The sequence below is a fragment of the Kitasatospora sp. NPDC001539 genome (assembly GCF_040298565.1).
Classification (GTDB): Bacteria; Actinomycetota; Actinomycetes; order Streptomycetales; family Streptomycetaceae; genus Kitasatospora.
This window is the reverse complement of sequence record NZ_JBEPAK010000003.1, coordinates 1-12,408: the sequence shown is the minus strand read 5'-3', so window position 1 is coordinate 12,408 and position 12,408 is coordinate 1. Positions and strand designations below refer to the sequence as shown.

Genomic DNA, 12,408 nt, shown 5'->3' with positions numbered 1-12,408 from the left:
GGTGTCAGCAACGAGTGGTTGGGACCGGCACCATCGCCGCCGAGCCTAGTCCCATACGACGGACCACACCGTCGCGCCGGGTGGCACCTCCGGAATGTCACGGAAGACATCCACCAGCTCCGGGATCACACCGCTGGCCTCGAACCCATCGATCCACGCAGAGCAGGCACTCTCGTCCGCCGTGGTGCAGATGGCGACGGCCTCCCGGCGAGTTCGTCCATCTCCAAGGTCTCCGGGTGCAGTTGCACCCGGACCCAGGCGACGTCCTCGCGCCCCTCGATGGCGCGGAAGCGCTCGGCCAGTTCCGCGAGAGCGGGCCGCCCGTAGCCCCACTGGTTCGGCGCGATGCATCCTTCGTTGTCGTTGCCGTCGAAGAACTCGTCCAGTGTGAGCAACGGCATCACGCCCTCGTCACCAGCGCGGTTGGTCACTTGCTCGGCGGAGATCATGGTCACGGATCCTTGCACGGCGGAGTGACACGAGGGCGAGCGGTTGCCGCTGTACCCGGCCCGGCCCGGCCCGGCCCGGCCCGGCCCGCCGACGCCGGCCGGCGCGCGGTGTCGCCGGAGCGCCCGCACTCCGCCGTGGCGGAGTCGGTGATGCGTGCCGGGTCGGGCTACGGGTCGGAGTGCGGTCAGGAGGGTGTCCGGCTCTTCGGTCGTCGCAACCCGGATGCCGGACGTCCCGGGCCGCCCGCCTTCGGAGCCACTCGCCCAGGTCTTCGGACCGCCGTGCCGTGGTCGGTGGGGCAGGCCGCGCCTCGAAGATCGCCGTCCGGTCCGGGCGGCGGCGTCACGGCTGCTCGACGGCCTTCCGGCGCGGAGCCGCCTGGTGGGGAAGGCGGAGGGCCAGGAGCGTTCCGGCCGTGGCCACGGCGGCGGTCGCCAGGGCGGACGCGGTGAGGGCGGCGCCGGGTGCGGTGCGGCCCGCGACGGTGGTGGCCAGGGCGACGCCCAGTGCCGGTCCGATGTTCATCGCCGTCTGCTGGAGGCCGCCCGCCACCCCGGCCTCCGTGGCGGCGGCGCCCCGGACGATCGCCGAGGTGGCCGTGGTCATCACCGCGCCGAAGCCGCTGCCGAGCAGCAGGAAGCAGCAGCCGATCGCGTCGGTGCCCGAGGAGGGGCCGAGCCGGGCCGTGAGCAGCGCGCCGGAGGTGATCACGGCCATCCCGAGCACCACGGTGGTGCGCGCGCCGCAGTGCCTCGCCAGCCGGGCCGAGGCCGGTGCGGCGAGGATCATCGCCACCGCGAGCGGCGCCCCCCGGAGGGCGCTCTGGAGCGGGTCCAGCCCGAGGACGTCCTGGAGGAAGTAGGTGGCCGGGAACAGGGTCCCGAACACCGTGGCCGACGCCGCGAGCAGGACGCCGAGCGCCGGGCCCACCGCCGGGGACCGGAGCAGCTCGGCGGGCAGCAGCGGGCGGGCGGTGCGGCGCTCGTGCCGGGCCAGGGCCGCGGTGGCCAGCACGGCGGCCGCGAGGCCGAGGGCCGTGGTCGCGGACCAGCCGGTGTCCGGCAGGGCGACCAGGGAGTGCACCAGGCAGGCCAGGGCGACGCCGAGCAGCCCGGCGCCGGGCAGGTCGAGGCCCGGGGCGGCCGTCCGTTCGGGCCGAGCCGAGGGCACCGCGAGGGCCGCGAGCAGCGCCGCGGCGGCCGGCAGGATCCCGAGCAGGAAGACGGCCCGCCAGCCGAGGTGGGTGGTGAGGGCGCCGCCGACCAGCGGTCCGGCGGCCGCCGAGAGGCCGATCGCGGCGGTGCGCGCGGCGATCGCGCCGGGCAGCCGGTCGGCGGGCCAGACCGCCCGCAGCATGCCCAGGGTGGCGGGCTGGAGCAGGGCGCCCGAGACGCCCTGGAGGACGCGCAGGGCGATCACCCAGCCGATGCCGGGCGCGAGGGCGATCCCGGCGGAGGAGGCGGCGAAGCCGGCCACGCCGAGGCTGAAGACGCGCCGGTGCCCGTAGTGGTCGCCGAGGCGGCCGGCGAAGACCAGCAGGGCGGCGACGGTGACCAGGTAGCCGGTGCTGGTCCACTGCACGGCCGCGAGGGAGGCGTGCAGGTCGTGCTGGAGGGTCGGCTGGGCGACGGTCAGCACGGTGCCGTCGAGGGCGACCAGCACGGCTCCGGTGATGCTCGCGGCGAGGGTGAGCCGTTGGCGGCGCCGGGGCGTCACCGGACGGCCGGGCCGAGGTGGGCGTCCAGGGCGGCGCGCAGCAGCGGCGTGATGTCCTCGGTGCCGGTGACCAGCCGCAGGCTGCCCCAGGCGCGCAGCTGGGCGAGACCGTGCAGGTTGGCCCAGAGGGCGGCGGTGGCGGCGGTGGGATCGTCGCACTGCGGGTGGACCTCGGTGATCAGGTCGGCGAAGGTCCGGAACAGCGGCAGTGTGGTGCGGCGCAGGTCGGCACCGCTGCCTTCCAGCAGGTCGTGACGGAACATCAGCTCGAACATCCCGGGGTTCGCCGCCGCGTAGCCGAGGTAGGCGCGGGCGAGGGCTTCCAGACGGGTGCGCGCGTCGGCGCCGGTGGAGGCGGCGAGGGCGTCGGCGCCCGCGAGGGCGTCGGTGAGGCGTCCGAAGCCCTGCCGGGCGATGGCGGCGAGGAGTTCCCGGTGGGTGGGGAAGTGGCGGCGCGGGGCGCCGTGCGAGACGCCGGCCTGGCGGGCGATCTCGCGCAGCCCGAGCGCGTTGACGCCCTCCCGGGTGACCAGCTCGACGCCGGCGGCCACCAGCCGGGCGCGCAGGTCGCGTTCCTGTTCAGTCATGGACACTGTCTACCAGCACGGCGTAGACAGTGTCTACTCGCGAATGGAGTGACCGGGTGGGGTGGAGGCGGCGGCAGCGGCCGCGGCAGAATTCCGGCATGGACGAAGGCGGCGAACCGGCCTGCTGGCTGGACCGGGTGTGCCCGGAGTGCGGACGGCTGCGCGAGCGGCCCGGGCCCGGCCCCTGCGAGAACTGCGGCGCCACGGAGGAACCCGCGCGGGGCGGGGCGCCGGGGTGCGCCGACGTGCCCGAGCCCGGCGGAGCGCCCGAGCCCGGAGCGCCCGAGTCCGGTGGGGCGCCAGGGCGCGCACCGGAGCCAGTGGCGGAGCCGCGGCAGGGGCAGGGGGAGGAGCAGGAGCACGGGCAGGAGCCGGGGCCGGAGCGGCCCCGGGAGCGCCGGCGTCCGGGCCGGGGCGGCGGCTAGGGAAGCACGCCCCCGGCCCGGACAGGCAGGACGGGCGCCGCGCGCTACTGCGGCGGCTGGTCGCGGAACTGGTCCTTGAGCCGGTCCTGGGCGACGTCCGTCTGGCTGCTGTACTTGCCCTGAGTGCGGTCGTCGAAGGTGTCGCCGCCCTTGTCGACGGCCTTTTCGGCCTGGTCCTCGTGGCCCTTCAGCATGCTCTTGAGCTTATCCAACATGGACATGTGGTCACCCTCCTGGATGAGTCGCCCCCACCCCTCCAGCATTACCGCGAAGGCCGTCCCGCGCATTTCGCGGCCGCGTGGCGGCCTTGGCAAGGCGGTCCCGGTCATGTCAAATCGTGAGTTCACGGATTGTCGGAAGGAGCCTCCTTGAAGCTGCCCAGGCGTCGTCAGACCTCCCCGTTCGACCGCACCGCCCTGCCGGACCGCGCCGCTCCCGAGGACCGGCCCGCGCGTCCGCTCACGGCCCGTCACCGGCGTCGTGCGGGAGCCGCGCTGACCGCCGCCGGGCTCGCCGCCCCGCTGCTGCTGGTCGGCACGGGTACGGCGAACGCCGACCCGGACCCGGCGCGCCGGGGGGCGGGACTCGCCGAGCGGCTGGTCGAGGCCAGCAGCGCCGAGGGCGCGTACGGGACGCTGGCCGCGCTGCAACGCTTCGCGGACCGCAACGGCGGTACCAGGGCCGCCGGTTCGAAGGGACACGAGGAGTCGGCGCGGTACGTCTACGACGAGGCGCGGCGCACCGGGCTCAAGGTGTCCAGGCAGGAGTTCGAGTACACCTTCTTCGAGGCGCGCGCGGAGCGCCTGGACGTGGTCTCCCCGCAGGCCGAGTCGGTGCCGGTGATCGCCATGACCTACTCGGTGAGCGGCCCGGAGTCGGGCCTGACCGCCGACCTGGCCGTGGCGCCGGTCAGCACCACCACCGGCTGCACGCCGGCCGACTACCCCGCCGGCGCCTTCACCGGCCGGATCGCGCTGATCCGCCGGGGCGGCTGCGGCTTCGCCGAGAAGCAGGCCGCAGCAGCGGCAGCCGGCGCCCTCGGGGCGGTCATCTACAACAACGCCGAGGGCGACCTCAACGGGACCCTGGGCGAGCCGACCGCCGGGAGGATCCCCACGGGTGGGATCGCCAGGGCCGCCGGGGAGGCACTGGCCGCGCGGGCCGCCGCCGGACCGGTGCGGGTGAAGCTCGACATCCGGACCCGCATGGAGCCGCGCACGACCTGGAACGTCATCGCCGAGACCCGCGGTGGAGAGCCCGCCGACACCGTGATGATCGGCGCCCACCTGGACTCCGTCCCCGCCGGGCCCGGGGTCAACGACAACGGCTCCGGCTCGGCGGGCATCCTGGAGGTCGCCAGGAACCTCGGCGTCCGGCCGGTGCGGAACAAGGTCAGGTTCGCGTGGTGGTCCGCCGAGGAGTTCGGCCTGAGGGGCTCCGAGGCGTACGTGAAGTCACTCTCCGAGGCGGATCGGAAGAAGATCCGGCTCTACCTCAACTTCGACATGATCGCCTCCCCCAACTACGCCCAGTTCGTCTACAACGGCTCCGGCAGCGCGGGTGGCGGCGCGGGCCCGGAGGGCTCGGCGCAGATCGAGCGGGACCTCACCTCGTACCTGGACGGCCGCGGCCTGCCGCACGATCCGGCCGCCTTCAACGGCCGCTCCGACTACGGACCGTTCATCGACACGGGGATCCCGGCCGGCGGCACCGACACCGGCGCCGAGGGGATCAAGTCCCCCGAGCAGCAGGACCGTTACGGCGGCACGGCGGGTACCGCCTTCGACCCCTGCTACCACAAGGCCTGCGACGACCTGGACAACCTCGACCTGGACGCCTTCGACGTCAACATCGACGTGATCGCCCACGCCGTCGGCACCTACGCCTGGGACCTCTCCTCACTGCAGCGCCCCGCGTCCGTTCCGGGCCCCGCACCCGCGCAGCGCCCGGCAGCCGCGCTCGCCTCCGCGTCCGTACCGAGCCCCGCGTCCGTACCGGGCCCCGCTGCTCAGGCGGCGCCCGGAACGGGTATCAGCGGTTCGGGCGGCGCCCCCGCAGCCGGGGCGGACGCCCACCAGGTGGCTGCCTGACGCCCGGGTGGGCCCGCTGCCGTCCTCGGGCGGCGGGCCCACCCGCCTGCCGTGCGCACACCATCCATCCGGAGCCTCCCCTCCGACATCGCCCCTGGTGGGGCCGGGTACGAGCCACCGTAGCGGGCACCACTGACAATCCGGCCCCGGGCGCTGTACGGTGCCGCGCGGAGCGCATCCACCGAGACCCGATGGGTGCGCCGGATCCGGTCCTGACACCATGGGACCGAGATCACGACACCGTGACACCCTCGGAGGAGTCAGCAACATGAGCACGCACTACGACGTCGTCGTCCTCGGCGCGGGCCCCGGCGGCTATACCGCCGCCGTGCGCTCGGCCCAGCTGGGCCTGAAGGTGGCGGTCATCGAGGCCAAGTACTGGGGCGGCGTCTGCCTCAACGTCGGCTGCATCCCCTCCAAGGCCCTGCTGCGCAACGCCGAGCTCGCCCACATCTTCACCAAGGAGGCCAAGACCTTCGGCATCAAGGTCGAGGGCCAGGTGAGCTTCGACTTCGGCGAGGCCTTCCGCCGCAGCCGCTCGGTGGCCGACGGCCGGGTCAAGGGCGTCCACTACCTGATGAAGAAGAACGGCATCACCGAGTACGACGGTTGGGGCACCTTCGTCGACGACCACACCCTCCAGGTCGCGCTCAGCGGCGGCGGCTTCGAGGTCGTCACCTTCGACCACTGCATCATCGCGGCCGGCGCCACCACCCGCCTGCTGCCCGGCACCAGCCTGAGCGAGCGCGTGGTGACCTACGAGGAGCAGATCCTCACCGAGGAGCTGCCGGAGAGCATCATCATCGCGGGTGCCGGCGCGATCGGCGTCGAGTTCGCCTACGTGCTGCACAACTACGGCGTGAAGGTCACCATCGTCGAGTTCCTGGACCGCATGGTCCCGCTCGAGGACGTCGAGGTCTCGACCGAGCTCGCCAAGCAGTACCGCAAGCTGGGCATCCAGGTGCTCACCTCCACCCGGGTCGAGTCGATCGATGACAGCGACCCCAACGCCAAGGTCCGCGTCACCGTCACCAAGGACGGCCAGCAGCAGGTGCTGGAGGCCGACAAGGTGCTCCAGGCGATCGGCTTCGCGCCGCGGGTGAACGGCTACGGCCTGGAGAACACCGGGGTCAAGCTCACCGACCGCAACGCCATCGCGGTGGACGGCCGGGGCCGCACCAGCGTCGACCACATCTTCGCGATCGGTGACGTCACCGCGAAGCTGATGCTCGCGCACGCGGCCGAGACGATGGCCGTGATCGCTGCCGAGACCATCGGCGGGGCCGAGACCATGGAGGTCGACTTCGCCATGATCCCGCGTGCCACCTACTGCCAGCCGCAGATCGCCTCCTTCGGCTACACCGAGGCCCAGGCCCGCGAGATGGGGTACGACGTCAAGGTCGCCAAGTTCCCGTTCACCGCGAACGGCAAGGCGCACGGCCTCGGCCACCCGATCGGCTTCGTCAAGATCATCAGCGACAACAAGTACGGCGAGCTGCTCGGCGCCCACCTGATCGGCCCGGAGGTCACCGAGCTGCTGCCCGAGCTGACCCTGGCCCAGCAGTGGGACCTCACCGTCCACGAGGTCGCCCGCAACGTGCACGCCCACCCGACGCTGGGCGAGGCGGTCAAGGAGGCCATCCACGGCCTGGCCGGCCACATGATCAACATGTGACGGACCGCCCGTCCGACACCGCGCCCCGCCGGGAAGTGCCCCGGCGGGGCGCGCGTGTGTGCGGTCGGCCGAGTGGGAGGAGCCAGGCGACCGCGCCCGGCGGTTGGGCCGAACGGGCGACGGTCCGGGGCGCGGGCCCGTTGCGCGGCCTTCTGCGGGCCGCGCCGCCTAACGTGGGGCCCGACGTCTCCGCCCCGGAGCCACGCGCCCGGCGGGGACCGACGGGTCTTCCGGAAGGGCCGCGCGGACCGTCGAAAGCCCGCAACGGCAGCCGGAAGCCGGAAGCCGGAAGCCGTAAGCGGTAAGCCGGAGCCGAGAGCCGTGCCAGTGGCGGGCGCCGGGAGCGGAAGGCCGACAGCCGTGAGCCCGTGAGCCGGCCGGATGGCCGGGACGGCGACCGGGGAGCCGGGACGCCGGATGGGCGGATGAGTGGAGGGGCGGTTGCCGGAACAGTCCGCAGAGGTGCAGCAGCAGTCGCTCCCGGTGCTGGTCCGGTACGGCCACCGCTCCTGGCTGGTGCCCGCCGCGCTGCTGGTGGCGGTCGTGGTCGTGGACGGGCTGACGCCGCACTCCTTCGCGTCCGTCAGCTGGCTGGTCCTGGTTCCCGTGGTCGCCGCCGGGCTGTGCGGCCCGCTGCTCACCGTGGCCTTCTCCTGCGTGTCGATCGCCGTCTACCCGGCGGTGGACAGCATCTGGGCCAAGTCCCAGGGGATCGAGGACTTCCTGCTGGTGATCGCGGGGGCCGCCCTGGCCCTGCCGCTGAGCCTCGCCCGGGCCCGGGCCGCCGCCTACGTCCGGCATCTCCAGGGCGCCGCCGAGACCACCCGGCAGGTGATGCTGCGTCCGGTGCCGCACGGCTGGGGCGGAGTCGACTCGGCGGCACGCTACCTGGCGGCGGACGTCGAGGCGCGGGTGGGCGGTGACTTCTACGACGTCGTGGCCACCCCGTTCGGTGCCAGGGTCATCCTGGGGGACGTGCAGGGCAAGGGACTGCCGGCCGTCTCCACGGCGGCGGCGCTGGTCGGCTGCTTCCGGGAGGCCGCCTTCCAACTGGAGGACCTGGCGAGCGTCGCGTACCGGCTGGAGGAGCGGCTGCTGCGGCAGAACCGGATGTCGGCCCGGCTGGGGGAACGGGAGGAACGGTTCGTCACCGCGGTCGTCCTCTGGTTCCCCGACGTCGCGCCGGGGGAGATCCGGATGGTCAACTTCGGCCACGACAGCCCCCACGTCCTGGGACCGGCGGGGGTACGGCAACTGCCCTCGGGCAACGGAGCGCCGATCGGCCTCGCCAAACTGGCCGGCGGGCTTCCGGAGGCCCAGCGGCTGCGCCTCGCCGCGGCCGAGACCGTGCTGATCGTCTCCGACGGGGTGACCGAGGCCCGCGACCGGCAGGGTGACTTCTTCGACCTCCGTGCACACCTGGAGCAGCTGTCCGGTCAGCCCGGTGCCGCCGACCCCGAACACCTGGTGGACGAGGTCGCCGCCGCCGTCGTCCGCCACACCGGGGGCCGCCGCACCGACGACACGGCGCTGCTGGCCGTCCGGAGGTCCGCCGGGGTCTCGCCGGAGGAGACGCAGTGGGGCTGAGGACCGCCGGCGCGCGGCCCGGCCGGGCCACCCCTGCGACGCAGGCGCGGGACGGCGGCGCTCTGCCCGAGCCCGGCCTGGCCAGCGCGGCGCTGGACGGCGGCGCTCTGCCCGAGCCCGGCCTGGCCAGCGCGGCACTGGACGGCGGCGCTCAGCCCGAGCCCGGCCTGGCCAGCGCGGCACTGGACGGCCGACCCGCTGCGGCGGTTCCGGGGCGGCCGTCGGTGCCGCGCCGGCTCAGGCCCGCAGCTGGGCCACCGCGAGGGAGGGGCGCGGAATCCGGCTGATCACCGAGCCGATCAGGGTGCCGATCGAGACCCCGAACACCGCGGACACCGCGGCCAGCACCGACTGCGCCCCGTTGCCGACCTCGATCTGCGCGGTGTTGAGCAGACCGAACGAACCCGGCACCACGATCCAGAAGGCCGGGAGGTACAGCACCCGCCAGAGCGGGCCGCCGGGCAGCCAGTGCACCACGGTGGCCGCGACCGCGGCGCTGACCGCGCCGGCCAGGCCGCCGATCGCCGCGCCGTGCGCCGAGCCCACCACGACCTGCACGGTGACGCTGACCGCGATCACCGCGACGATCCACGGAATGGCCGGCGGCGGGGTGTGGACGTTGATCACGACGCCGGCCACGGCGAGCGCCAGCCCCAGCCCGATCACCCACCAGCTGGGTTTGGCCACCTGGATGTTGGCGAGGGCCGAGGCCGGCATGCCGATCGCGGTCGCGGCGGCGGCCACCCCGGCCAGGAAGAGGGCCAGCTGAACCGCGCCGGACACCAGTCGAGCCGACCCGGCGCTGGCGGCGCCCGCCGCGATCTCCGACAGCCCGGTGACCAGCAGCCCGCCCGGCAGCAGGATCGCCAGGGTGGCCACGATGGTGCGCAGCGGGCCGTCCAGCAGGGAGGCCCGGGCGAGCGCGAGGACGAGCAGCGCGACCAGGAACCCGGCCGTGACGGGCAGCAGCGGACGCAGTCGCGGCAGTCGGCGGGCCAGCATGGTCAGACCCACCACGATCAGGGAGCCCGCCCCGGCCGCCAGCACGTTCGCCGGCACCGGCTGGAGGAAGACGCAGACGCCCACGCCGACCGGCAGGGCCCCGAGGTCCGCCACCCAGCCGGGCCAGCGGGCCGGGGCCCGGCGTATCCGGTCCAGCTCGGCCAGCGCCCGCGGGCCGTCGACCTCGCCCGCGCGCAGTCGGTGGACCAGGTGCAGGACGTCTGCGGTCTGCTCGAACCTGAGGGCGGCGCCGACCGGCTGGAACCGGGTGGCCTCGTCCGCGTCCAGCGCCACGAACAGCCCGTTCGCCAGGGCGGCGACCCGGGCGTCCGGCGCTCCCATCGACCGCCCCAGACCGTGGAGCTCCTCCTCGACGTCATGGACGGGAAGGCCGCCGCCCAGCAGGGCTTCGCCCAGTTCGAGCAGCAGGCGGCGGAGCTGGTCCGGCGGGGCCTCGGGGCCCCGGACCGACGGAGACGTGCTAGACATGGCAGGTATCGTCCCATCCCGCCCGGATCGGTCCGACTCTGCCCCGGTCTGTTCGCGGCGAGGGCAGGTTCCGGACGGGCCCGTCCGGACGCCTTCGGGCAGGGAGGGCCCCGCAGCCCTTGTTCCGGCGCCCCAGTCCCGGCGTCCCAGTCCCGGCGTCCCAGTCCCGGCGTCCCAGTCCCGGCGCCCCAGGGCCCGCGCCCCCGAGCCCCGAGCCCGGCCCCCTGGCGTACCGGTCCGGCATGGCGGGCCCGTCCGTCACCGCCCGTCAGCGACCGGCGCCCCGAGCGCCTCCCACTCCTCCGGGGTCAACCGCAGGCCGGCCGCCGCGATGTTCTCGTCCAGGTGGACCGGGTCGGCCGTCCCGGGGATGGCCAGCACGTGCGGCCCGCGGTGGAGCGTCCAGGCGAGCCGTACCTGGGCCGGCGTGGCGGCGTGGGCGCGGGCCACCGCACGAACCCGGTCGTCCCACTCCTGCCCGGCGGCCGCCTCGCGGCGCCGCCCGGAGAGCGCGAAGAAGGGGACGAAGGCGATGCCGAGTTCGCCGCAGAGGTCGACCAGGCCGTTCTCGTCGGCCTGGCGCCAGTCGAGTCCGTAGGGGTTCTGCACGCAGACCACCGGGGCGATCGCCCGGGCCTCGGTGACGTGCTCGGGGCGGACGTTGGAGAGGCCCAGGTGCCGGATCAGGCCCGCCTCGCGCAGGTCCGCGAGCGCGCCGAAGTGCTCCGCGACGGAACGCCCGTCGCCACCGCCGTGGCGCAGGTTCACCACGTCGAGGTGGTCCCGGCCCAGCTGCCGCAGGTTCTCCTCCACCTGACCGCGCAGCTGGTCGGGGCGGGCCATGCCCTGCCACTCGCCGGAGGCGTCGCGGCCCGGCCCGACCTTGGTGACGATGACCACGTCGTCCCGGTAGGGAGACAGCGCGCGGTTGATCAGCTCGTTCGCCGAGCGCAGCGGGGAGAAGTAGAAGGAGGCCGTGTCGATGTGGTCGACGCCCTGGTCGACCGCCCGGCGCAGCAGGCGGACGGCGAGGTCGCGGTCGATCGGCGGCCCGTCCGAGTTCCCGGCCATGCCGTTGCCCGTCAGCCGCATCGCCCCGTACCCGATGCGGCTGACCTCCCGGTCACCCAGTCCCCATGTCCCCGCGGCTGCTGTTGTCATCGTGTCCCCGTTTCCCTTCGTCTCGGCGGACGGCCGTCCGGCCGTCCTGGCCGGAGGTGGAGTATGGGGCAGCCGCAGGGGGTTCCGATACGGGTACGGGATGCGCGGATCGTCACGTCCGGATCGGGAACGAACCGCGCCCGCCCGGCCGTTGGAGCTGGTGAGAGTCGTTCGGGGGCACCTCCACGTGCCGGCGGCAGGTACGCCCGAAGGTGCCCTGAGGGGCGGACGCCCGGATCCGCGCGGGGGGCTGCGGATCCGAGCCGACCGGGAGCGGGTCAGTTGACGTAGACCGCGGGGGAGCCGGACTGGGTGGTGTCGGTGACCGGGCCGTAGCTCGCGGAGAAGTAGCCGTCGGCGGGGCAGAGGCCGGAGCCGCCGCTCTTGGCGAAGTGCTCGTTGGTGAAGGTCAGGCTGTGGGCGGTGTTGTCGGCGGTGCCGGTGAAGGCTCCGCTGAGCTGGTAGGTGCAGGTGATGGTGCCGAACCAGGAGTTGAGGACGGCGGTGGCCCGGATCGGGCCGGCCGTGCCGCCGGTGAGGGTGACGGGCAGCCCCGGTCCGTCGGAGACGGTCACGCCGTAGGGGAGGGTGTCGACGGTCAGGCTCCGCACCGAGGTGACACCGGTGACGTTGCTGGTGCACGAGCCGAAGGTGAGCCCGGTGAGGGACTCGGTGGCGGTGCCGGGGGCGGCCGGGTTGGTCAGCACGGTGGCGGCGAGCCGGGAGGTGGCGCAGGTGACGCCGGTGGTGCTGGTCGCGGTCGAGTAGAAGGTCGCGGAGGTGTGCGCGGCGAGCGGAGCCGCCAGCGCGTCGCCCGCCGCGACGGCGGTGCCGCCCGCGCTGCCGGCGGTCAGTACGGCCCCGGCCGCGTACGGGGCGGCGGAGGCGGGGACGGCGGCGGGGACGATCGCGGCCAGCGCGAGCGCGGCGGCAGCGGCGGCGGGCACGGTGAGGTGGGGGCGAATGCGCATGGGAAGGCCTCTTCCTCGATGAGGGGGCGAGAAGGCGAACTGCCAGTGCTCCCGATGGTGGGGGGATGCGGGGGAGCTGACTACGTTCTAGGGCCGTGTCGGTGTGCCGTCAAGGCGGTGCGCGGAAGTTGCTGACATTTCGTCAGCAAGCCTGCGATGCGGAAAGCGCCCCCCCCCCGCCCCGCAGGCCCCCGGCGGGGCGCGGCGGCGGCAACCCACCGCCCCGGCCGCACCCCGCTCGCAAGAACCACCCAG

11 protein-coding genes are annotated in these 12,408 nt (G+C 74.4%); 3 read left to right on the top strand and 8 right to left on the bottom strand.

Features of this window, described 5'->3' with window-relative positions:
• Positions 1-45: 45 nt before the first annotated feature.
• The 5 genes from ABT247_RS33590 to ABT247_RS01285 form a co-directional block, all read right to left on the bottom strand.
• A complete protein-coding gene (locus ABT247_RS33590; protein ID WP_502892362.1) occupies positions 46-153 on the bottom strand; it encodes a hypothetical protein in 108 nt (35 codons plus the stop codon).
• Positions 126-449, bottom strand: coding sequence for a YfbO family protein (locus ABT247_RS01300; RefSeq protein ID WP_502892361.1), 324 nt, complete (start codon positions 447-449; stop codon positions 126-128). Before ABT247_RS01300 ends, ABT247_RS33590 begins: the two co-directional genes overlap by 28 nt.
• Positions 450-792: 343 nt before the next feature.
• Entirely contained in the window at positions 793-2,166 is a 1,374-nt protein-coding gene (locus ABT247_RS01295; RefSeq protein WP_350736059.1) for an MFS transporter, read from the bottom strand.
• Positions 2,163-2,753, bottom strand: coding sequence for a TetR/AcrR family transcriptional regulator (locus ABT247_RS01290; protein WP_350736056.1), 591 nt, complete (start codon positions 2,751-2,753; stop codon positions 2,163-2,165). Before ABT247_RS01290 ends, ABT247_RS01295 begins: the two co-directional genes overlap by 4 nt.
• 469 nt (positions 2,754-3,222) lie before the next feature.
• Positions 3,223-3,399, bottom strand: a complete 177-nt coding sequence (locus ABT247_RS01285) for an antitoxin (protein ID WP_350736053.1) — start codon at positions 3,397-3,399, stop codon at positions 3,223-3,225.
• A 147-nt stretch (positions 3,400-3,546) separates the two neighbouring features.
• On the opposite strand from ABT247_RS01285, the gene ABT247_RS01280 reads away from it, so the two are divergent.
• From ABT247_RS01280 to ABT247_RS01270, 3 genes are all read left to right on the top strand, one after another.
• Positions 3,547-5,268: a M28 family peptidase gene (locus ABT247_RS01280; RefSeq protein WP_350736050.1), complete on the top strand. Its 1,722-nt coding sequence runs from the start codon at positions 3,547-3,549 to the stop codon at positions 5,266-5,268.
• 268 nt (positions 5,269-5,536) lie between these two features.
• Positions 5,537-6,943 carry a dihydrolipoyl dehydrogenase gene (gene lpdA / locus ABT247_RS01275; protein ID WP_350736047.1) on the top strand — a complete coding sequence of 469 codons (1,407 nt, stop codon included), beginning with the start codon at positions 5,537-5,539 and terminating at the stop codon, positions 6,941-6,943.
• A gap of 441 nt (positions 6,944-7,384) precedes the next feature.
• A complete protein-coding gene (locus tag ABT247_RS01270) occupies positions 7,385-8,530 on the top strand; it encodes a PP2C family protein-serine/threonine phosphatase (protein ID WP_350736045.1) in 1,146 nt (381 codons plus the stop codon).
• Positions 8,531-8,767: 237 nt separating this feature from the next.
• Here ABT247_RS01270 and ABT247_RS01265 read toward each other — a convergent pair whose 3' ends face one another.
• The 3 genes from ABT247_RS01265 to ABT247_RS01255 form a co-directional block, all read right to left on the bottom strand.
• On the bottom strand, positions 8,768-10,021 hold the full coding sequence (locus ABT247_RS01265; protein ID WP_350736042.1) for a threonine/serine exporter family protein: 1,254 nt from the start codon (positions 10,019-10,021) through the stop codon (positions 8,768-8,770).
• A 258-nt stretch (positions 10,022-10,279) separates the two neighbouring features.
• A complete protein-coding gene (locus ABT247_RS01260; RefSeq protein ID WP_350736037.1) occupies positions 10,280-11,182 on the bottom strand; it encodes an oxidoreductase in 903 nt (300 codons plus the stop codon).
• A 278-nt stretch (positions 11,183-11,460) separates the two neighbouring features.
• A complete protein-coding gene (locus tag ABT247_RS01255) occupies positions 11,461-12,153 on the bottom strand; it encodes a Tat pathway signal sequence domain protein (RefSeq protein WP_350736034.1) in 693 nt (230 codons plus the stop codon).
• Between the last annotated feature and the right edge of the window lie 255 nt (positions 12,154-12,408).

Bases quoted from the DNA above. Each gene is read 5' to 3' on its own strand.
- ABT247_RS01300 (WP_502892361.1), bottom strand. From the start codon at position 449: ATGATCTCCGCCGAGCAAGTGACCAACCGCGCTGGTGACGAGGGCGTG.
- ABT247_RS01290 (WP_350736056.1), bottom strand. From the start codon at position 2,753: ATGACTGAACAGGAACGCGACCTGCGCGCCCGGCTGGTGGCCGCCGGC.
- ABT247_RS01285 (WP_350736053.1), bottom strand. From the start codon at position 3,399: ATGTCCATGTTGGATAAGCTCAAGAGCATGCTGAAGGGCCACGAGGAC.
- lpdA (WP_350736047.1), top strand. From the start codon at position 5,537: ATGAGCACGCACTACGACGTCGTCGTCCTCGGCGCGGGCCCCGGCGGC.
- ABT247_RS01265 (WP_350736042.1), bottom strand. From the start codon at position 10,021: ATGTCTAGCACGTCTCCGTCGGTCCGGGGCCCCGAGGCCCCGCCGGAC.
- ABT247_RS01260 (WP_350736037.1), bottom strand. From the start codon at position 11,182: ATGACAACAGCAGCCGCGGGGACATGGGGACTGGGTGACCGGGAGGTC.
- ABT247_RS01255 (WP_350736034.1), bottom strand. From the start codon at position 12,153: ATGCGCATTCGCCCCCACCTCACCGTGCCCGCCGCCGCTGCCGCCGCG.